This window comes from Macromonas bipunctata, from assembly GCF_002837135.1.
GTDB classification, from domain to species: Bacteria; Pseudomonadota; Gammaproteobacteria; order Burkholderiales; family Burkholderiaceae_C; genus Macromonas_A; species Macromonas_A bipunctata.
The window spans coordinates 21088-40089 of the sequence record NZ_NWBQ01000048.1; the positions used below are offsets into that span (position 1 = coordinate 21088).

At 63.2% G+C, this 19002-nt stretch carries 19 protein-coding genes; 6 read left to right on the top strand and 13 right to left on the bottom strand.

Annotated features, from left to right (window positions below; all coding sequences use genetic code 11):
- Positions 1–6 precede the first annotated feature (6 nt).
- Both CON76_RS07230 and CON76_RS07235 read left to right on the top strand, forming a co-directional pair.
- Positions 7–885, top strand: a complete 879-nt coding sequence (locus CON76_RS07230; protein WP_101102696.1) for a TatD family hydrolase — start codon at positions 7–9, stop codon at positions 883–885.
- 74 nt (positions 886–959) lie between these two features.
- A complete protein-coding gene (locus CON76_RS07235; RefSeq protein WP_101102697.1) occupies positions 960–1772 on the top strand; it encodes a class I SAM-dependent methyltransferase in 813 nt (270 codons plus the stop codon).
- A gap of 24 nt (positions 1773–1796) precedes the next feature.
- Here CON76_RS07235 and CON76_RS07240 read toward each other — a convergent pair whose 3' ends face one another.
- The 5 genes from CON76_RS07240 to CON76_RS07260 form a co-directional block, all read right to left on the bottom strand.
- Positions 1797–2735: a DMT family transporter gene (locus CON76_RS07240; protein WP_101102740.1), complete on the bottom strand. Its 939-nt coding sequence runs from the start codon at positions 2733–2735 to the stop codon at positions 1797–1799.
- 53 nt (positions 2736–2788) lie between these two features.
- A complete protein-coding gene (locus tag CON76_RS07245; RefSeq protein ID WP_101102698.1) occupies positions 2789–3556 on the bottom strand; it encodes a hypothetical protein in 768 nt (255 codons plus the stop codon).
- 51 nt (positions 3557–3607) lie between these two features.
- Positions 3608–4150 (bottom strand): signal peptidase II, encoded by a 543-nt coding sequence (lspA, locus tag CON76_RS07250; RefSeq protein ID WP_101102699.1) that lies wholly within the window; start codon positions 4148–4150, stop codon positions 3608–3610.
- Positions 4151–4153: 3 nt separating this feature from the next.
- Positions 4154–7036 carry an isoleucine--tRNA ligase gene (gene ileS, locus CON76_RS07255; protein ID WP_101102700.1) on the bottom strand — a complete coding sequence of 961 codons (2883 nt, stop codon included), beginning with the start codon at positions 7034–7036 and terminating at the stop codon, positions 4154–4156.
- A gap of 127 nt (positions 7037–7163) precedes the next feature.
- The gene (locus CON76_RS07260; protein WP_101102701.1) at positions 7164–8246 is read right to left on the bottom strand and encodes a bifunctional riboflavin kinase/FAD synthetase; all 1083 of its coding nucleotides are present in this window, start codon (positions 8244–8246) and stop codon (positions 7164–7166) included.
- Between the two features lie 131 nt (positions 8247–8377).
- Here CON76_RS07260 and CON76_RS07265 point away from each other — a divergent pair, with 131 nt between their 5' ends.
- The 4 genes from CON76_RS07265 to CON76_RS07280 all read left to right on the top strand — a co-directional run bounded on the left by CON76_RS07265 (position 8378) and on the right by CON76_RS07280 (position 11808).
- Positions 8378–10072: a hybrid sensor histidine kinase/response regulator gene (locus CON76_RS07265; protein WP_101102702.1), complete on the top strand. Its 1695-nt coding sequence runs from the start codon at positions 8378–8380 to the stop codon at positions 10070–10072.
- Positions 10073–10081: 9 nt separating this feature from the next.
- A complete protein-coding gene (gene purN, locus CON76_RS07270) occupies positions 10082–10693 on the top strand; it encodes a phosphoribosylglycinamide formyltransferase (RefSeq protein ID WP_101102703.1) in 612 nt (203 codons plus the stop codon).
- Positions 10694–10774: 81 nt separating this feature from the next.
- Entirely contained in the window at positions 10775–11239 is a 465-nt protein-coding gene (locus CON76_RS07275) for a helix-turn-helix domain-containing protein (RefSeq protein ID WP_101102704.1), read from the top strand.
- Positions 11236–11808, top strand: a complete 573-nt coding sequence (locus CON76_RS07280; protein ID WP_101102705.1) for a PIN domain-containing protein — start codon at positions 11236–11238, stop codon at positions 11806–11808. The genes CON76_RS07275 and CON76_RS07280 overlap by 4 nt, the downstream gene beginning before the upstream one ends.
- Before the next feature lie 3 nt (positions 11809–11811).
- Here CON76_RS07280 and CON76_RS07285 read toward each other — a convergent pair whose 3' ends face one another.
- The 8 genes from CON76_RS07285 to CON76_RS07320 form a co-directional block, all read right to left on the bottom strand.
- Positions 11812–13431 (bottom strand): peptide chain release factor 3, encoded by a 1620-nt coding sequence (locus CON76_RS07285; RefSeq protein WP_101102706.1) that lies wholly within the window; start codon positions 13429–13431, stop codon positions 11812–11814.
- Between the two features lie 42 nt (positions 13432–13473).
- Complete coding sequence (locus tag CON76_RS07290; RefSeq protein ID WP_420812927.1) at positions 13474–13860, bottom strand: flagellar protein FliT; 387 nt, start codon at positions 13858–13860, stop codon at positions 13474–13476.
- A gap of 1 nt (position 13861) precedes the next feature.
- On the bottom strand, positions 13862–14167 hold the full coding sequence (locus tag CON76_RS07295; protein WP_101102707.1) for a flagellar protein FliT: 306 nt from the start codon (positions 14165–14167) through the stop codon (positions 13862–13864).
- A gap of 237 nt (positions 14168–14404) precedes the next feature.
- A complete protein-coding gene (fliS, locus tag CON76_RS07300; protein ID WP_101102708.1) occupies positions 14405–14884 on the bottom strand; it encodes a flagellar export chaperone FliS in 480 nt (159 codons plus the stop codon).
- 27 nt (positions 14885–14911) lie between these two features.
- Positions 14912–15682 carry a cephalosporin hydroxylase family protein gene (locus CON76_RS07305; protein ID WP_101102709.1) on the bottom strand — a complete coding sequence of 257 codons (771 nt, stop codon included), beginning with the start codon at positions 15680–15682 and terminating at the stop codon, positions 14912–14914.
- Positions 15679–16860: a class I SAM-dependent methyltransferase gene (locus CON76_RS07310; RefSeq protein ID WP_101102710.1), complete on the bottom strand. Its 1182-nt coding sequence runs from the start codon at positions 16858–16860 to the stop codon at positions 15679–15681. Before CON76_RS07310 ends, CON76_RS07305 begins: the two co-directional genes overlap by 4 nt.
- Complete coding sequence (locus tag CON76_RS07315) at positions 16857–17759, bottom strand: NAD-dependent epimerase/dehydratase family protein (protein WP_101102711.1); 903 nt, start codon at positions 17757–17759, stop codon at positions 16857–16859. Before CON76_RS07315 ends, CON76_RS07310 begins: the two co-directional genes overlap by 4 nt.
- On the bottom strand, positions 17756–18997 hold the full coding sequence (locus tag CON76_RS07320; protein ID WP_101102712.1) for a class I SAM-dependent methyltransferase: 1242 nt from the start codon (positions 18995–18997) through the stop codon (positions 17756–17758). The genes CON76_RS07315 and CON76_RS07320 overlap by 4 nt, the downstream gene beginning before the upstream one ends.
- Positions 18998–19002 lie beyond the last annotated feature (5 nt).

Consider the following 19002-nt stretch of genomic DNA (forward strand, 5'->3'; position numbering starts at 1 on the left):
GGCACAATGTGGCGTATGTGGATCGACACCCATTGTCACCTGGACGCGCCCGAGCTGCACACCGGCGGCCTGCACCCGCTGGCGCTGCGGGCCCAGGCGCGCGCCGCGGGCGTGGCGCTGTGCGTGTACCCGGCGGTGCAGTGCCGCAACTGGGACGCGGTGCGCACGCTGGCGCACCAGACCGGCGATGCCTACGCGCTGGGCATCCACCCGCTGTACGTGCCCCAGGCCAGCGACGACGACTTGCTCCAGCTGGACGCCGCCTTGCAGCGCCACCAGCACGACCCGCGCCTGGTGGCGGTGGGGGAAATCGGGCTGGACTTCTTTGTGCCCGCTTTGTGCGAACCCGCGATGCGGGAACGCCAGTTGCACTTTTACCGTGCCCAACTGCGCTTGGCCCAGCGTTACGGGTTGCCGGTAATTCTGCATGTGCGCCGCAGCGCCGATGCGTTGCTGAAGCCTTTGCGCGAGCTGGCGGGGCAGGGCAGGCCGGTGTTGTGTGGCATTGCCCACGCCTTCAACGGCAGCGTGCAGCAGGCGCAGGCCTGTGTGGCGCTGGGCTTCAAGCTGGGTTTTGGCGGCGCGGTCACGTTCGATACCGCACGCCGTTTGCGCCAGTTGGCCACGGAGTTGCCCCTGGACGCGCTGGTGCTGGAAACTGATGCCCCCGACATTCCGCCGCAGTGGCTGTACGTGGACGCCGCTGCCCGCGCCGCTGGCCAGCCGCAAGGCGTCAACACTCCGGCGGAGCTGCCGCGCATCGGCGCCGTGGTGGCGGGCTTGCGTGGCATCCCCCCGGCGGCGCTGGCGGCGGCCACCACCGCCAACGCGCGCGCCGCCTTGCCCCGTCTGGCCGCACTGCAGCCCGCTGGCGCCAGCACCTGAGCTGCCGCGCATCCGCGCCGCCATGCCCTACGATTGCCGTCTTTCTTTTTCATCCGCATACTCAACGAGAACCCATGGCCCACCACGACGCCCGTTACCACCCCGACCAGCGCACCCCGCCGCCGCGCGCCGCCCAGACCCAGGACAACCTGCCCCCGGTGTCGATCTCGGAACACGGCGACCAGCGTTACCTGCACCTGGGCACCGAATGGATCCAGGGCGGCATGTGCATCGATGCCCCGTTCGACATCGAGCTGGAGTACGTGCAGCGCATGATGGCGTGGCTGCTGTTCGTCGAGCCCGACACCGTGGCGCAGCGCCACGCCATGCAGCTGGGCCTGGGCGCGGCGGCGCTGACCAAGTTCCACTTCAAGAAACTGAAGATGGACACCACCGCCATCGAGATCAACCCGCAGGTGGTGCTGGCGTGCCGCCAGTGGTTCAAGCTGCCGCCCGACAGCGCCAAGCTGCGCGTGCTGCTGGGCGATGCCGCCGAAGTGGTGCGCCACGCGCCGTTCTACGGCACCATCGACGCGCTGCAGGTGGACTTGTACGACCACGAAGCCGCCGCCCCGGTGCTCGACAGCCCCGACTTCTACGCCGACTGCCGCCACCTGCTGACCGACGAAGGCGCCCTGACCGTGAACCTGTTTGGCCGCGACGCCAGCTACGAGCGTTCGCTGGAAAGCATCTGCGCCGCTTTTGGCGCCGACGCGGTGTGGACGTTCAAGCCCACGCGCGAGGGCAACGCCATTGTGCTGGCGCTGCGCACGCCACAGCACCCCGAGCGCATGGAGCTGCTGGCCCGCGCCGAGCGCATCCAGGAACGCTGGGGTTTGCCAGCGGTCAAGTGGCTCAAGGTGTTCACCTCGGCAGCGGCCCGCTGAAGCGCCCAGCGGCGCGCTGGCGCGTCAGGCCTTGCGCGCCGACACCGCAATCCCGGCCACCAGCAGCGCAAAGGCCACGCCGTGGTACAGCTGCGGCAGCTCACCCAGCACGGCGGTGGACAGGATGGCGGCAAACAGTGGCGTCATGTTGGCAAAAAAGCTGGCCAGCGTCGGCCCCACGCGCTGCACCCCCGCGCCCCAGAAGCGGTACGCCAGCACCGCCGGCCCGATGGCCACAAACACCAGCACCCCCAGCAGTGGCCAGCCCCAGGCCACCAGCGGTGCCGCACCGGGCGCGCGCGGCGCTTGCAGCAGCCACAGCCATTCGCCCGCCATCAGCACGCCCGACACCAGCAGCCCGAACACCATCTGCGCCAGCAGGAAGGCGGCCCAGTCCTGCCGGATGGCGGGGCACGGGTCGGGCCGGGTCAGCAGCCAGCTGTAGCAGGCCCACGCCAGCGCGGCCAGCAGCATCCACGCATCCCCGGCCACCAGATCGAGCTGCAACAGCCTGAGCGGCTGGCCTTGCGTCAGCACCACCACCACGCCCAGCAGCGACAGCGCCGCCCCCAGCCAGGCCTGGCGCGTCATGGCCACGCCATAGCCGATGCGCCCCACCAGCAGCATCCACACCGGCATGCTGGCCGCCACCAGCGTCACGTTGACGGGGCTGGAGGTTTGCAGCGCCAGGTACAGCAGCGAGTTGTAGGTGGTGATGGCCAGCGCGCCCAGCACCGCATAGCGCCGCCAGTGCTGCCACACGGGGCTGCCCGGACGCAGCACCCAGCCCGCCAGCGGCAGCAGCACCAGCAGGGCCAGCGCCCAGCGCAGAAAGTTGAAGGTGAACGGCGGGATCCAGCCTGCCGCCACGCGGCCGATGACGGCATTGCCCGCCCACAGCAGGGGCGGAATCAGCATCATCAGTGCGGTGGCGGGGGTCAGGCGGTAGGCGGGAGCAGACATGGCGCCACTGTAGCAGCCAGCGCCTGGGGCCGCTGTGCTGGGGCGTTGCCGCATCAGTCCGGCTGCGGCATCACTGGCACCAGCAGGCCACCAGAGGGGCTGATGAAGTGAAACGGCAGCACCTGGCCCTGTGGCATGGCTGCCATCTCCAGCGCCACCGGTACCTGGGACACGGGCGCAGGTTCCGTCGGCACCGCAATCGGCATTGCAGGCGGTTCCGCCGCAGGTGCGGGCATTTCTGGGGCAGATACGGCAGGCGTCTCCGCTGGCACGGGTGCGGGCGGCGCTTCAGCTGGCAATGCGGCTGGAGTGGCACCACCGCAGGGGCGCAGCACGGCGGGCTTGTCCAGTAGGCGCTCGCACCAGTAGCTCAGGCCCTGGCTGTAGCCCACGCCGCGCACGGTTTGCTGGCCGGTAAAGCCATGCGGCACGCCGGGCTGGCTGGTGCTGGCTTCCCACGCCTTGTAATGCGCCTTGTGGGTGGGTTGCAGGCGGTTTTTCCGGTCGCGCGTCAGCACCTCAATGTCCACCCCGGCCTTGCGCGCGGGCTGTGCCAGGTTGGTGACCTTGAACACGAACGACGCCCCTTCCAGCACCGGCGCCACCTCGTCGGGGCACATGGCGGGCGGCACCGTGAACGAGCGCGTGGCGCCCGCGTACGTCAAGTGGCAGCGCACCGACTGCGCCGAGGCCACTGGAGCCAGCGCCGCCCCGCCCACCAGCAGCGCCGCCAGCGCCACGCCGTGCCAGCGCCCCGGGCGGGCAGGGGGCTGGTGGGGGTGTTGCGGTGCGGTCACGGTTCGGCGGGGGGTGGCGGGCATGGTCGGGAATCCTGGTGGGGGTGGGCCGTGTGGGGCAGCGGTTCAGCGCCTTCAGCTGGCGCTGCGGCGCACGCGCAGCACTTCGTCCAATATTAACCCGATGGCCCCGACGCTGATGCCCACATCGGCCACGTTGAACGCCGGAAAATGCCCTTGCACAAACAGCGGAGCCAGCCAATCGGCGTGAAAATCCAGCATGTCCACCACGTAGCCGTGCAGCAGCCGGTCGATCACATTGCCCAGCGCCCCGCCCAGCAGGCACGCCAGCGAGAACGAGAACAGCCTTTGCTGGTGGTGCGAGCGCAGCATCCACACAATGAACACCGCCGTGGCCAGCCCGATGCCGGTGAAGAACCAGCGCTGCCAGCCCCCCGCCTGCGCCAGGAACGAGAACGCCGCCCCCGTGTTGTGTACCCGCACGATGTTGAAGAACGACGTGACGGTGGTGCTTTCGCTCAGGTGGTACTCGCCCAGAATCAGCATCTTGCTGAGCTGGTCGAACATCAGCACGGTGGCGGCCAGCCCCAGCCACAGCCCCAGGCCGGGCGTCCAGCGGGCTGGGGGGGCGGTCTTGTTGGTGGCGGCGCCGGGCATCGCTCAGGCCACCTGACGCGCTTCGCCGTCGCCGTGCAGGTTGCTGGTACAGCGCCCGCAAATACCGGGATGGGCCGCGTCGTGGCCCACGTCGTCGCGGTAGTGCCAGCAACGTTCACATTTGGTGGCGCTGGACGGTGCAACGGCCACGCTGAGATCATCGCCCAGTTGCAGCGCCACCGCCGACACGATAAACACGAACTTCAGGTCGTCGCCCAAGCTGTGCAGCAGCGTGTGGTCTTCTGGCCCCACCGTCAGCGTGACGTTGGCTTGCAGCGATGAGCCGACCTGCCCCGCCGTGCGCACCGCCTCAATTGCCTTGTTGACGGTGTTGCGCAGCTCCAGCACGCGGCCCCACTTGGCCAGCAGCGCCTCGTTGGGTGTGCCCAGCGGCAGGTAGGTTTCGGTGAAGATGCTCGGGGTCTTGCCCACCAGCGCCCACGCTTCTTCGGCGGTAAAGCTCAGGAAGGGCGCCATCCAGCGCAGCATGGCGTGCGTGATCTGGTGCAGCGCGGTCTGGGCCGAGCGGCGCGCCAGCGACTTGGGTGCCGTGGTGTAGAGCCGGTCTTTGAGCACATCGAGGTAGAACGCCCCCAAGTCCTCCGAGCAGTACACCTGCAACTTGGCCACCACCGGGTGGAACTCGTAGGCGTGGTAGTGCGCCAGCGCATCGGCCTGGAACTGGGCCGCGCGGCTCAGGGCGTAGCGGTCGATTTCCAGCATCTGCTCCAGCGGCACCGCGTCGGTGGCGGGGTCGAAGTCGCTGATGTTGGCCAGCAAGAAGCGCAGCGTGTTGCGGATGCGGCGGTAAGCGTCCACCACGCGGGCCAGAATCTTGTCGTCGATGCCCAGATCGCCCGAATAGTCGGTCATGGCCACCCACAGGCGGATGATCTCAGCGCCCATCTTGGTGCTGATGGTCTGCGGGGCCACCACGTTGCCCACCGACTTGCTCATCTTGCGGCCTTGGCCGTCCACGGTAAAACCGTGGGTCAGCAGGCCTTGGTACGGCGCACGGTCGTACATGGCGCAGGCGGTCAACAGCGAGCTGTGGAACCAGCCCCGGTGCTGGTCGTGGCCTTCGAGGTAGAGGTCGGCCTCGGGGCCGTGGTCGTGGGCGCTGCCAGCGTGGCTGCCCTTGAGCACGGTGGTGTGGGTGGTGCCGGAGTCGAACCACACCTCCAAAATGTCGGTGCTCTTGCTGTACTGGGCCGGGTCGGCTGCGTCGCCCATGCGGGCCAGAATGTCGGCCACGCTCAATTGGCTCCAGGCTTCAATGCCACCGGCTTCGACCACCTCGGCGGCCAGATCGACAATCTCGGGCGTGCGCGGGTGGGGCTCGCCGCTGTCCACGTGCAGCAAAAAGGGCAGAGGCACGCCCCAGCTGCGCTGGCGGCTGATGCACCAGTCGGGCCGGTTGGCAATCATGTCGCGCAGGCGGGCGCGGCCATTTTCCGGGTAGAAGCTGGTGTGTTCGATGGCTGCCAGCGCGGTCTGGCGCAGCGTTTTGGGCGCTTTGTCGGTGGTGAAAATGCCCTCGCCCTCGTCCATGCGCACAAACCACTGCGCGGCGGCGCGGTAGATCACCGGGGTTTTGTGCCGCCAGCAGTGCGGGTAGCTGTGCGTGATGGCCTGGGTGGCCAGCAGACGGCCCTGCTCGCGCAGCGTGTCGATGATGACGGGGCAGGCTTTCCAGATATTGAGGCCGCCAAACAACGGCAGCGCCTCGTCGTACTGGCCGTTGCCTTGTACCGGGTTGAGGATGTCGTCGTACTTCAGGCCATTGGCCAGGCAGGAGTTGAAGTCGTCCACGCCGTAGGCCGGAGCGGCATGTACCATCCCTGTGCCGTCGTCGGCGCTCACGTAGTCGGCCAGATAGATGGGGCTGAGGCGGTCGTAACCGGCATCGACATGCGCCAGCGGATGCTTGAAGTGGATGTGCTCCAGTGCTTGGCCCGTACAGGTGGCCACCACGTTGCCTTCCAGCCCGTAGCGGGTCAAGCATTTTTCGACCAGCGACTCGGCCAGCACCAGCAGGCCCTTGGGCGTGTCCACCAGTGCGTAGGTCAGCTCAGGGTGCGCGTTGAGCGCTTGGTTGGCCGGAATCGTCCACGCGGTGGTGGTCCAGATGACGGCAAACATGGGCTTGTTGGCCAGCTCCGCCGTGTTGGCGTGCGGCAGGCCGCTGTGGCCCACAAAGGCGTGCAGCAGTTTGGCCGGTTCGGCGCACAAAAAGGCCACGTCCAGCGTGTCGCTCTTTTTGTCTTGGTACTCAATCTCGAACTCGGCCAGCGAGGAGCCGCAGTCAAAACACCAGTACACGGGCTTGAGGCCCCGGTACACAAAGCCACGCTCCATCACACGCTTGAAGGCGCGGATTTCGTTGGCCTCATTCTGGAAATCCATCGTGCGGTAGGGCTTGTCCCATTGCGCCAGCACGCCCAGGCGCTTGAAGTCGGCCATTTGCTGCGCAATTTGCTCAGTGGCAAAGGCGCGGCTCTTGGCCTGCATGTCGTCGCGGGCCAGTTTGCGGCCATGCAGCTTTTCGATCGCATTTTCAATCGGCAAGCCGTGGCAGTCCCAGCCCGGAATGTATTGCGCGTCAAACCCGGCCAACTGGCGCGCCTTGACGATCATGTCCTTGAGCACCTTGTTGACGGCGTGGCCAATGTGGATCTGGCCGTTGGCGTAGGGCGGGCCGTCGTGCAGGATGAACTTGGGCGCGCCTTGGCGCGCTGTGCGCAGTTGCTGGTAGATGCCTTGCTCTTCCCATTGCTGCACCCAGCCCGGCTCACGTTGCGGCAGGTTGCCGCGCATCGGGAACGGGGTGTCGGGCAGGTTCAGGGTCTTGCTGTAATCGGGGGCGGCGTTGGGGGTGTCGGACATGGCAATCAAAAAGGGGGATGATGTCGGCGACAGGCTCGGCCCGCTCAGCGCAGGATCCAGAAAAAAACCGGGGCCACCCACCCCGAGCCCGTCCAGAGGTGCGCAGCTTGCAGCAGTCCAGCGGGCGTCAGATTCGGTCGCGCGTGGTCTGGCGGCGCACGGCGGCGTGGGCAAAGTAAGCGCGCGCCGCATCGCAGTCTTTGGCAATGCCCTGCGTCAGGGCTTCCAGACCGTCGTACTTGAGTTCATCGTGCAGTTTGTGCAGCAGTTCCACCCGGATGATTTTACCGTAGGCCTCCCCTGGGGTCGTGGCGTGCGCCAGGGCGCGCTGCACCCGCTCGGGCCATTCCAGGCAATGGGTTTCCAGCAGCACGCGGCCACCGTTGACATCGTTGGGATCGAGTGAGGGGCGCACCCCCAAGTTGGCCACGCCGGGCACCGGCGGCGCATCTGGGTCGGGATCCAGTCCATGCACTTGCACCACAAAAATGCCGCTGGCGGCGGGCTTCCAGTGTGTGAAGCGCAGGTTGAGTGTGCGAAAGCCATCGCCCGCCCCGCTGGCGCTGGCGCCCAGCTCGCGCCCCAGTTTGGCCCCATGCACCACGTGGCCGCTGATGCTGTAAGGCCGTCCCAGCAGGGCCGTGGCATCGTCCATGCGGCCTTCGGCCAGCGCATCGCGCACGGCGGAGCTGGACACGCGCAGGCCATGCACCTCGTAACTCATCATGCGTGCCACGTCAAAGCCTTGCACACTGCCCGCTGCGTCCAGCATGGCGTAATCGCCCTTGCGCCCGGCGCCAAAACAAAAATCGTCGCCCACCAGCACGTAGCGTGCGCCCAAGGCCTTGACCAGCACGTCGTCAATAAAGCTCTGAGCCGGCAGGCTGGCCAAGTGGTCGTCAAACGGCAGTACCACGCAGCGTTCCACACCACAACGGCGCAATTCGTGCAGTTTGTCGCGCAAGGTGGCAATGCGCGCCGGGGCCAGATCGGGCTTGCGGAACTTGGCGGCAAAGTAGTCGCGCGGGTGGGGTTCAAACGTCAGGGCGCAACTGGGTACGCCCCGGTGGCGGGCTTCGTTGTGGAGCAACGCCAGCATGGCCTGGTGGCCACGGTGGACGCCGTCAAAATTGCCGATGGTCAGCGCGCAGCCGGTGGCGGCCAGGTCGGTGTGGGCCAGCAGGTGTTTCAGGCCTCGAATAATGTGCATTGTTGTGGGTGTCAAGCGTCTTGGGCGGCAGGGGGCGCCGCGCGGGTGCGCTATCTTGGCACAACTTGGTGCCGCCGCCACCACCCACCGGCCCAGCTCCGGGCCAGATACGGCAAAATCGGGCCCCCGCCATGATTCCACGCCCCACCGCCATGCCGCCTGCCGCCCCCTCCGATGCCACCCACGTGCTGGAGCAAGAGCTGGCACGCCAGCGCGCCTTGCTGCGCACCGTCATCGACGAGAACCCCAACATCATCCTGCTCAAGGACTGGAACGGCAAGTTTTTGCTGGGCAACCGCGCGCTGGCGCAACTCTACGGCACCACCACCGACCAACTGGAAGACCAGGACGACAGCGCCTTCAACCCCAACGCCGAGCAAGTCGCGTTCTACCTGGCCAACGTGCAGGGCATCATGCGCCGCTTCGAGACCGAAGTGGTGCTCGAATCCTCCACCGACAGCGCCACCGGCGAGGTGCGCTACTACCAGTCCATCAAGAAGCCCCTGCGCGACGACCAGGGCAACCTGCAGATCCTGGTCATTGCCAACGACATCACCGACATCCGCCAGGCCCAGCTGCGCGCCGAGGCCAGCGAGCGCCAGCTGCAGTACGTGCTGCAAGCCACCGGCGAAGGCGTGTGGGACTGGGACATCGACACCGGCGTGGTGCGCCACAACCCGCGCTGGGCCGAAATCCTGGGGCTGGACGGCGGCTGCCTGAGCAACACGATGGAGGAATTCTCGACCCACCTGCTGGACGAGGAACGCCCCGCCATCCTGCAAGTCATCAACGCCTGCCTGGCCGGGCAGGGCCCGTACCGGCACGAGCACCGCATGCGCCGCCACGACGGCAGCGTGATCTGGATCATCGACCGGGGCGACGTGGTGGAGCGCCACCCCGATGGCCGCCCCAGGCGCATGGTGGGCAGCTTTGCCGACATCACCGACCGCAAGCAGGCCGAACAGGACGCCATTGCCGCGCGCCTGCAAGCCGAAGCCCTGAACGAGGAAATGGCACAGGCACTGGAGCTGCTGCAAACCGTGGCGCGCGAGGCCGAAAGCGCCAACCAGGCCAAGAGCCAGTTCCTGGCCAACATGAGCCACGAGTTGCGCACCCCGCTCAACGGCATCGTCGGCATGACCTACGCCCTGAGCGACGCCACACTGGACGACGAACAGCGCGACTACGTGCAGACCATCGAGGCCTGCAGCGCCAGCCTCCTGGCCATCGTCAACGACGTGCTCGATTTTGCCCAGATCGACGCCGGCCAGCTGGCGCTGGACAGCCTGGACTACGCCCCCGCAGACTTGGCGGCCGAAGCCTTAAACAGTGTCAGCCAACGCGCCCGCAAAAAACAACTCATGTTGCTGCCCGCTGAGATTGACCCCGACGTGCCCCCCCAAGTACACGGTGCGCCCCAGCGCCTGCGCCAGGTGCTGCTGCACCTGCTGTCCAACGCGGTCAAGTTCACCCACCAGGGCCAGATCCGGCTGTGCGTGGAGCTGGCCTCCTGCACCACCCTCAACGACCGGCTGCACTTCGAGGTTCACGACAGCGGCATCGGCATTGCCGCCGACGACCTGACGCAACTGTTCCAGCCCTTCACGCAGCTCGACTCGTCCGACACCCGCCGTTACGGCGGTACCGGCCTGGGCCTGTCCATCGCGCAGCGGCTGGTGCAGCTCATGGGCGGCGACATGGGCGCGCGCAGCACGCCTGGCCAGGGCTCGGTGTTCTGGTTCGAGATCCCGCTGCAACCGCCTGCCACCGCCGCTGCTGCCTCCGCATCCGCAGCGGCGCCCACTTCTCTTTTTACCCAGGCCTAGGTTTTCCCTGTGACACCCACTCGCAACATCGTGATCCTGATTTCCGGTGGCGGCTCCAACATGGCCGCCATCGTCCGCGCCGCGCAGCAGCGCCACTGGCAGCAACGCTACGGCGCCACCGTGCGCGCCGTCGTCAGCAACAAGGCCGACGCCAAGGGCCTGCAGTTTGCGCAGCAGCACGGCATCGCCACCGCAGTGGTGGACCACAAGTCCTACCCCAGCCGCGAAGCGTTCGATGCAGAGCTGATGCGCACCATCGACGCCTTCGACCCCCAGGGCCAGCCCGCGCTGGTGGTGCTGGCCGGGTTCATGCGCATCCTCACGCCCGGCTTTGTGGCGCATTACCAGGGGCGCCTGCTCAACATCCACCCCAGCTTGCTGCCCGCGTTCCCGGGCCTGCACACGCACCAGCGCGCCATTGAATACGGCTGCCAATTTGCCGGTGCCACCGTGCACCAGGTCACCGCCGAACTCGACCACGGCGAATACCTGGCCCAGGCCGTGGTGCCCGTGCTCCCCACCGACACCCCCGACACCCTGGCCGCCCGCGTGCTCACGCAAGAGCACCTCATCTACCCCCGCGCGATCGAGCAACTGCTGGCGGCCAGTGCCGCAACATAACCCCTGTTGGGTAGCTCTGAGGTTTTTCGTTTATTTCGTTTAAGATCAGGTCATCCAATCCACCCCCTTCAGGAGCGATTGATGACCGCTGTCCAGCTTCCACACACCATGCCTTCGGCCCAGGAGGTCGCGCTTGCCCGCGAAAGCGGGCGTGTGCTCTCGGCTTATCTACAGGTGCGCTCTGAAACCCAGCAGATCGACATCTTGGACGACAAGGGCGCAGCCCACCCGGTGCGCGTGCCGATGTCGGCGCTGCGTTTGTTGGTGGACATCCTGAGCGCCATTGGTGAGGGCAATGCCGTCAGCATCATCCCCGTCCATGCAGAGTTGACCACGCAAGAGGCGGCCGACGTCCTGAACGTCTCGCGTCCGCATTTGGTGCAGCTGCTGGAGCGGGGCGAAATGCCGTTTCACAAGACCGGCACCCATCGCCGTGTCCGCTACCAAGATGTCATGGCCTACAAGGATCGCATTGACGCGGAGCGGCGCCATGCGCTGGATGCGTTGGCGGAGCAGGCACAGGCACTGGGCATGGGCTACGAATGAGCTCGCACTTCACGGTCGTGTACGACGCGTGCGTGCTGTACCCCGCACCGTTGCGTGATTTGCTGATGCGGCTGGCGCTGACCGACCGTTTCCGCGCGCGCTGGTCCAACACCATCCACGACGAATGGACGCGCAACCTGCTCAGGCAGCGCCCGGAGCTTGATCCGGTTGCTCTGGACAAGACCCGTATCCTCATGAACACTGGGGTGCGCGACAGCTTGGTGGAGGGCTTCGAGCACCTGATCCCTGCGATTGAACTGCCCGATCCAAACGACCGCCATGTGTTGGCGGCCGCCATCCACAGCGGGGCCGACACTATTGTCACCTTCAACCTGAAGGACTTTCCGCCCAAGGTGCTGTTCCGCTACCACCTGCAGGCCCAGCACCCCGACGATTTTGTGGTGGACTTGTTCGACCTGCACCCGGCAGCGGTGTTGCAGGCGGTGGCCGAGCAACGTGCGGCCCTCAAAAAACCACCCAAAACCGCTGACGAGTTTCTCGACATCCTGCTCAGACAAGGCCTGACGCAAACCGTGTCCATGCTCAAGGACTGGAAAGTGGCGTTCTGAAGATCACACCGCCTTGTGGAACACCAGCCCCGCGTGTTCGCGCATGGCGTGGAACTGGATCTTGGGCCAGTTGGCTTCCACCGCGCGCAGCGTGGCGCCGTGATCCACCAGGATGGTGGGTGCGTCCACCGCATCCCAGGCCATACGGTGAATATTGGCATCAATAAAGCGTTTCAGCTCCACGTCACCGCCGTTCTCGGGTGGGCAGGTGACCCAGCGCGCCACCTGGTACGGGCTGTGCGTGATGCGCGCCTTCACGCCGTATTCCGCCTCCAGCCGGTGCTGTACCACTTCAAACTGTAATTGCCCCACCGCACCCAGCATCAAAATGCTGCCTGCCATCGGGCGGAACACCTGGATTGCGCCTTCCTCGCCGAGCTGGGTCAGGCCGGCCTTGAGCTGCTTGCCGCGCAGCGGGTCGGCCACCTCCACGCTGCGGATGATCTCCGGCGCAAAGAAGGGCAGGCCAGTAAACTGCAGCGCCTCGCCCTCGGTGAGCGTGTCACCCAGTTGCAGCACGCCGTGGTTGGGGATGCCGATGATGTCGCCCGCATAGGCCTCGTCCAGCAGCTCACGGCGCTGGCTCAAAAAACTCACCACGGTGTTGGGGCGCAATTCCTTGCCGGAACGCACCACCTTGAGCCGCATGCCGCGCTCAAAGTGGCCCGAGGCACAGCGCACAAACGCGATGCGGTCGCGGTGGGCTGGATCCATGTTCGCTTGAATTTTGAACACCACGCCGCTGAACTTGGGTTCGGTCGGCTCTACCACGCGCTGCATGGCGGGCTTGGGGCCGGGGGGCGGCGCCAGATCCACCAGCGCGTCCAGCACCTCGCGCACGCCAAAGTTGTTGATGGCCGAGCCGAACAGCATGGGGGTTTGCCTGCCGTCCAAAAATGCTTGTTCGTCGAACGCGGGCGATGCGCCTTCCACCAACTCCAACTCGTCTTTGGCCTGTGCCCACTCCAACCCGAAGCGTTGCGCACTGTCGGTGTTATCCAGCCCAGCCAGCACCTCCTCGTCGCCGCCAGCGCGTTCCTCGCCCGCTGCAAACACGCGCATCTGGTCAGAGCGGCGGTCGTACACGCCGTGGAACAGCTTGCCCATGCCCACCGGCCACGTGAACGGCACCACGGTCATGCCCAGCTCACGCTCAATCTCGTCCATCACGTCCAACGGCGCCTGCACCTCGCGGTCCATCTTGTTGACGAACGTAATGATGGGGGTGTTGCGCGCGCGGCACACTTGCAACAGGCGCCGGGTTTGGGGTTCCACACCGTTGGCGGCGTCGATCACCATCAGTGCCGCGTCCACGGCGGTCAACACGCGGTAGGTGTCTTCGCTAAAGTCCTGGTGGCCGGGGGTGTCGAGCAGGTTGATCACGCAGTCGCGGTACTCCATCTGCATCACCGACGAGGCCACCGAGATGCCGCGCTGCTTCTCGATCTCCATCCAGTCGGAGGTGGCGTGGCGCGCGGCCTTGCGCGCCTTCACCGACCCGGCAATGTTGATCGCGCCCGAGAACAGCAGCAGCTTCTCGGTCAGCGTGGTCTTGCCCGCGTCGGGGTGGGAGATGATGGCAAACGTGCGGCGGCGGCGCACTTCAGAAACAATGTCAGACATAAGGCCAGATTATCCCTGTAACCGCTGGCCTGCCCGCAGCCGTCAGTGCAAGCGCGCTGGCGGCTGCACGCCCCGGTCCATCATCTGGCCCAAGTCCTCCAGCCACGGCTCGGCCAGGTGGCGGATCTGCGCGTCGTGGCGCAGGATGGCCAGCATGATGCGGTTCTTCTCGGCGCGCTCGTCCGCCGACAGCACACTGGCGTGGCTGTGGGCGCGCAGGTGCTCGATCAGCACCGCGCAGGCGCCCTCCAGGCGCACCACCTCGTCCCAGTCGTCCTGGCGTGCGGCGTCTAGCATCTGCGTGCTGGTGTGTTCAATGGCTTTGTAGTAGTCGATCAGGGAGCGTGGCGAGGAGGTCATCATGGGGTGGGGCTCGGGTAAGGCGGCGGTGGTCAAGGGGGAGGAAGGGGGCAGGGGTGGCACCACCATGTCAGGCCACACGCGACACGCGATGCTGGTGGTCGTCCAGCACCGGCCAGGCCACCACCCAGGCGTCGGCCAGATCGCGCACCTGCGCGTCCTGGCGCAACATCGACAACAGGATGCGCTGCTTGTGCAGCCGCTCCTGCGGCGTCAGCTCCAGCCCGTCGGTGCGGTCGCGCACCGCGCGCACCTGGGCGGCACACACCGCCTCCAGCCGCTCAACCTCGTCCCAGTCGTCCTGCTCGGCCGCACTCAACATCCGGGCACTGGTATCGGCAATCGCTTCGTAGCAGCCTAGCAGCGAGAAAGTCATGGTCTGTGCGTCCTGTGTGTCATGTTGATGTCAATACCTGCTGTATCGACCTCAAACAGCGCGCACTTGATTGGTGCCAACATGCAAAAAGCGGTGCCAAAACACCGCTTTTCAGGCTTTGCCTGCCAAGATTCAAAATTTCCCGCTTCGGGGCAACGCTATCTTTTCAAAATTTGAGAAGATAGACCTAACTTCTCACTTTTTGAGAGGTTGGTGGTAAGTTGGCAAGTTGCAGGCTCAGCCCACCGTGAAGCTGTACATGCTCTGCATGGTGGCGGGGTTGCGGCCGGCGGCACCTTCGGGGCTGGCCGCACCGCCACCGGTGGCCTGGCTGCGGATCTGCGCCCACGCCTCGGCCACAGGCTTGATCAGGCCGATCACCTCCTGCAGCTTGGCGGTGTCGTTCTTCAGGTTGGCCTGCATCAGGGCAATGCAGCAGTAGTCGTACAGCCCGGCCAGGTTCTTGCTCAGCTCGCCACCTTGCTCCATGTCCAGGTTGGCCTCCAGACCGTCGCGCAGCAGCAACAGCGCATGGTTGATCTTCTTGATCTTCTCCGGCACGTCCTGGCGCTCGATGGCCCCAATGGCGGCGTTCACTGCCTCCAGAAAGGTTTCGTACATCAGCGCCACCAGCTGGTGCTTGTCCTGCTGTGGCGTACGTGTTTCAAGACCAATGTTGCGGTAGGCCGATGCGGCCTGGCGGTTGAAAGTGGACATAAATTCAGTGCGATCCTGTTCGGTGCATCAATTTTTTTGACGTTTGAGCCATGCCCCTGGCCAGTGAGTGATGTTGCGTGTCAGTGTACTTTCATTGAAAGGCCATGCGGGCTGTTCGATTACGAAATCCGGATGCTGTGCCGCAAAGTCCTTGGCCGCTTGTGTCGGGTTATCTTGCGTCCATTCCAGATGGCCCCTGGGCGTGTCGGCGACCTCCGACATGACACCGTCGGTGGCCACGATGTAGGAGCTAGGTGTCACAAACTGGGCGTAGGCGTTCAGTTCACCCAGCACGTGGGCATAACTGTGGTTAGAGTCCAGAATGACCAACACGGTCTCGCCAGGTTGAATGTGGGCTGCCACTTGTGCCACCACCTCGGGGGCGGTGGAACTACCTTCGATCAGTGTGATGCGGTCGCTCAGCGGATGCTGCTCAATGGCGGTGCGGTTGTGGGGGCGGATCTCGATGTCCACCCCAACCACGCGCCCTTTATCCATGGCCTTGCACAGACTGGAATAAAAAATCAGCGAACCACCATGCGCCACCCCCGTCTCGATGATGACATCAGGTTTTACTTGAAATATTGCTTCTTGTATGCGGATCATATCCTCCGGCAATTGAATGACCGGACGACCCATCCAACTGAAGGTGTATTGGTATCTTTGATCCCATCCCACCTTAATCCATTGATCGGAAATAATTTCGAAGGCTTCTTCCGAGTAAAGATCTATTATCTTTTCTTGATTCAAATTTTCGATACGGAGAGTTTTATTTTCTGTGTCAATTGTGATTTTCATGAGTGGTTCCAGTCAACAAGGTTCAGTGTGATGCCGAGGTCGCTCAATAAACGCATGTTTTCTTCCCGATAATTGGGATTCATCAGTATGGCACTGCAAATGCGACGCTTGCTGATGTCAAAAGGGGAGACAATAAGATGTCCTGTGCCTGCAATATAGTGGCCTTGTTTCTTGGGGTTGAGATCCACAACGCAATCAATCAAACTTTGATTCGAGTCAATCAAGTTGGCAAATGTAGAGCCCTTTGCCCCGGCTCCCCAGATGGAAATTGAGCCTTGTTGCCGCAGAAATTCTAGCTTTGTTTTCCATGTACTTCGCTCTTGTTGTTCACTCTTCAAATATTCTGCGGCGAGTTTGGGTAAATTCGAATCATTATAATTTTTTTTGGTTTTATTTTTAGTTGCGTCTGTTGTTGCTTCTAACCATAAATATTGGCCATTAAAAATATGTCTAATATTCTTCACTGAAAAACCCGCGGCCTCAAATGCTGTACGCAATGAATTTTTTGTAAATAGGGAGCAATGTTCGTAAAAAAAATCCCAAATTACTTTGTTGTGCAAAATCCAATCGACGCACGGGGTTTCAAAAAAAACCTTGGCTTGGGGTGAGTTATCTAAGGCAGATCTTACAGTTTTCAGCAATGCCAAAGGTTCGGGCACATGTTCAATTACATGCCGACATACCACGGCATCGGCTTGCACATCGGTACAACTGTCGTCGTAATAGCAGCGTCGAAATATTAAACGACCCTCTAACTCAGAATCCGGGCCAACATAGCTGGGGTCAAAACCGATACCACGGTTGTTGGTATCGGGGTAATTAACAAATTTTCGTAAAAAATGCCCCTTGCCACAACCTACTTCAACAATAGTACTGTTGCGAAGACCTTGTTCTTCAACCAAGTATTTAACCAAACCGTTGAGATAATCATCGAAGTAATCTGAACAGGTTTGAGTGTTGTCGTAATCTTTGCCATAGGCCAGAAGTGACAAGTCGAATGCCCGATTGAATACAAAGCCACAATCTTGGCATAGCACAAAGTCCAGATCACCTCGGGCAACTGCCAGTGCAGCCTCTCGTGTGGCCAGAATCAAATTCTGGTGTACGGGTACCTGCTCACGTTTCAGGAGCGTCGAAAAATGTACGCTGTTGCATATTGGACATGTTTGAGCACTCATGCCGTTGTCTCCTGAACAAGTTGCATCAATCCCTCTTTGAGGGACAGTGTAGGTTGCCACCCCAAGGCTCGCAAGGCTTGATTTTGCCCGACCAGCAATTCGGGTTCACCGGGGCGTTCTGTGGTCAGGTTCAGTACGGTGTCCGGCTGACTGTGTAGCAGTGTGGCCAGTTCACGTACCAAAGTCGCCAGTTGCACGGGTTGGCTAGAACTGATGTTGTAAGCCCCAGAGGCGCTGTGGTGCAGCAAAGTTACCAGAGCCGATGCTACATCGGATGCGTGCAAAAAATCGCGGTATGCGGTGGCGTTGATGCCGAAAGCGGGACGTTGTCCACGCAACGCTTCAATCAAGGAGGGGATGAGACGTTGACGGTTCTCGCCCGTTCCAAAAGGCAGGAAGATACGCCCCCATGCGCACGAAACCTGATGTTGCTGACCAATCGCCATCACCAAGCGGCGTGTGGCATCTTTGCTGGTGCCGTACAGCGTGGCTGGACGCAGGGGCGTGCTGGCTTCCCGGCAGTAACCGTGTGACCAGTCGTATTCGGCGCAGGTGCCCGCCATGACCATGCGTTTACCCCCAGTTCGGCAAAAACTTTCGGCCAAACGGATGGTGGCTTCTACCCACCGCAGGTTCAGCGGTGAGGCCCAATACTGGCCGTGTTCGGCATACCATGCCAGATGCAGCAAGTGCGTGGCTTGGGTTTCTTGGCAAACAGCATCCCAGTCGGCGGTGGCCAGCAGGTCGGCTTCTAGCCAAGATGAAGTGGTGGTGCTGTGCCCGGCTGGGTACATGGGTGGCCGTCGGCCTAACGTCACGGTTTCTATCCCGGCGGCGTGCAGGTGTTGCAGCACATAACGTCCTAAGAAGCCGCTGGCTCCTGTCAACAACACTTTCATGGCTGGGCAGGTGCGATCAACGTCCAACCGGGAATGGCTACCGCAAATTGGCCGCCCCATGCTTGGATGTAGGACAGTTGTGCGGTGATTTCATCCCGCAAGTTCCACGGCAAGATCAGCACAATATCGGGCTTATCCGCACGCAAGTGGGCTTCGTCGACCACCGGAATGCGGCTGCCCGGCAAGAACTTGTCTTGTTTGCTGGGGTTTTTGTCCACCACGTACGGCAGCAGGTCTGCACGTACACCTGCAAAGTTCAACAGCGTGTTGCCTTTGGCGGCGGCACCGTAGGCCGCTACTTTACGGCCCTGGGCTTGGCAGTTGAGCAAGAACAGCAGCAGTTCCCGCTTGATGCGCAAGCACTGTGCTTGGAATTGGGTGTAGAAGCTGGCGTTGCGCATCCCCGCGGCGGTTTCGGTGGCCAGCATCGCATCGACCGATGGCAATACCGGATGTGCCATGCTGTCGCTGCGTTGCGCAAAAACCCGCAGGCTGCCGCCGTGGGTGGGCAGTGTTTCCACATCAAAAACGGTCAAGCCGTTGGCATGGAAAATGCGCTGTACCGCCGTCAACGACAGGTAAGAAAAGTGCTCGTGGTACAAAGTGTCAAATTGGCACTGTTGTACCAGCTGCAACAGGTGTGGAAATTCAAAGGTGGCCACCCCTTGCGGCTTGAGCAGGGTGGTAAATCCAGCCACAAAGTCGTTGATGTCGGGTACGTGGGCCAGCACGTTGTTGGCGGCTATCAGATCCGCAGCGTGTCCTTGATCCAGCAGTTCTTGTGCCAGTGCGGTGCCGAAGAACCGTTCTACCACCGCAAGGCCTTTGGCCCGTGCCGCATTCGCGGTGCTGGTGGTGGGTTCCACGCCCAGACAAGGAATGCCACGTGCTGCCACGTATTGCAGCAGGTAGCCGTCGTTGGCAGCCACCTCCACCACTTGGCTCTGATGGTTCAGGCCCCAGCGTTGCACCATTTGGGTTACATAGGCTTGCGCATGTGTCAGCCAGCTGCTGGAGTACGAACTGAAGTAAGCGTATTCGCTGTCAAACAACTCATGTGCCTGGGCAAAGTCTTCGGTTTGTACCAGCCAGCATTCTGTACACACCAGCACACGCAACGGGTACCAACGCTCTGGGGCATGCAGATCGCTGGCATTCAAATAGGCGTTGGAGGGCGGTGCGGTGCCCAGATCGGTCAGTGACAAGCTGACAGGGGCGGCGCAATGGCGACATTTCATGGTGA

What these genes read in the sequence shown, in the direction of transcription:
- CON76_RS07240 (WP_101102740.1), bottom strand. Translation starts at nt 2,735, where the DNA reads ATGTCTGCTCCCGCCTACCGCCTGACCCCCGCCACCGCACTGATGATG.
- CON76_RS07315 (WP_101102711.1), bottom strand. Translation starts at nt 17,759, where the DNA reads ATGAAAGTGTTGTTGACAGGAGCCAGCGGCTTCTTAGGACGTTATGTG.
- ileS (WP_101102700.1), bottom strand. Translation starts at nt 7,036, where the DNA reads ATGTCCGACACCCCCAACGCCGCCCCCGATTACAGCAAGACCCTGAAC.
- CON76_RS07275 (WP_101102704.1), top strand. Translation starts at nt 10,775, where the DNA reads ATGACCGCTGTCCAGCTTCCACACACCATGCCTTCGGCCCAGGAGGTC.
- CON76_RS07305 (WP_101102709.1), bottom strand. Translation starts at nt 15,682, where the DNA reads ATGAAAATCACAATTGACACAGAAAATAAAACTCTCCGTATCGAAAAT.
- fliS (WP_101102708.1), bottom strand. Translation starts at nt 14,884, where the DNA reads ATGTCCACTTTCAACCGCCAGGCCGCATCGGCCTACCGCAACATTGGT.
- CON76_RS07295 (WP_101102707.1), bottom strand. Translation starts at nt 14,167, where the DNA reads ATGACTTTCTCGCTGCTAGGCTGCTACGAAGCGATTGCCGATACCAGT.
- lspA (WP_101102699.1), bottom strand. Translation starts at nt 4,150, where the DNA reads ATGCCCGGCGCCGCCACCAACAAGACCGCCCCCCCAGCCCGCTGGACG.
- CON76_RS07320 (WP_101102712.1), bottom strand. Translation starts at nt 18,997, where the DNA reads ATGAAATGTCGCCATTGCGCCGCCCCTGTCAGCTTGTCACTGACCGAT.
- CON76_RS07310 (WP_101102710.1), bottom strand. Translation starts at nt 16,860, where the DNA reads ATGAGTGCTCAAACATGTCCAATATGCAACAGCGTACATTTTTCGACG.
- CON76_RS07245 (WP_101102698.1), bottom strand. Translation starts at nt 3,556, where the DNA reads ATGCCCGCCACCCCCCGCCGAACCGTGACCGCACCGCAACACCCCCAC.
- CON76_RS07285 (WP_101102706.1), bottom strand. Translation starts at nt 13,431, where the DNA reads ATGTCTGACATTGTTTCTGAAGTGCGCCGCCGCCGCACGTTTGCCATC.
- CON76_RS07230 (WP_101102696.1), top strand. Translation starts at nt 7, where the DNA reads ATGTGGCGTATGTGGATCGACACCCATTGTCACCTGGACGCGCCCGAG.
- CON76_RS07235 (WP_101102697.1), top strand. Translation starts at nt 960, where the DNA reads ATGGCCCACCACGACGCCCGTTACCACCCCGACCAGCGCACCCCGCCG.
- CON76_RS07290 (WP_420812927.1), bottom strand. Translation starts at nt 13,860, where the DNA reads ATGGTGGTGCCACCCCTGCCCCCTTCCTCCCCCTTGACCACCGCCGCC.
- CON76_RS07280 (WP_101102705.1), top strand. Translation starts at nt 11,236, where the DNA reads ATGAGCTCGCACTTCACGGTCGTGTACGACGCGTGCGTGCTGTACCCC.
- CON76_RS07265 (WP_101102702.1), top strand. Translation starts at nt 8,378, where the DNA reads ATGATTCCACGCCCCACCGCCATGCCGCCTGCCGCCCCCTCCGATGCC.
- CON76_RS07260 (WP_101102701.1), bottom strand. Translation starts at nt 8,246, where the DNA reads ATGCACATTATTCGAGGCCTGAAACACCTGCTGGCCCACACCGACCTG.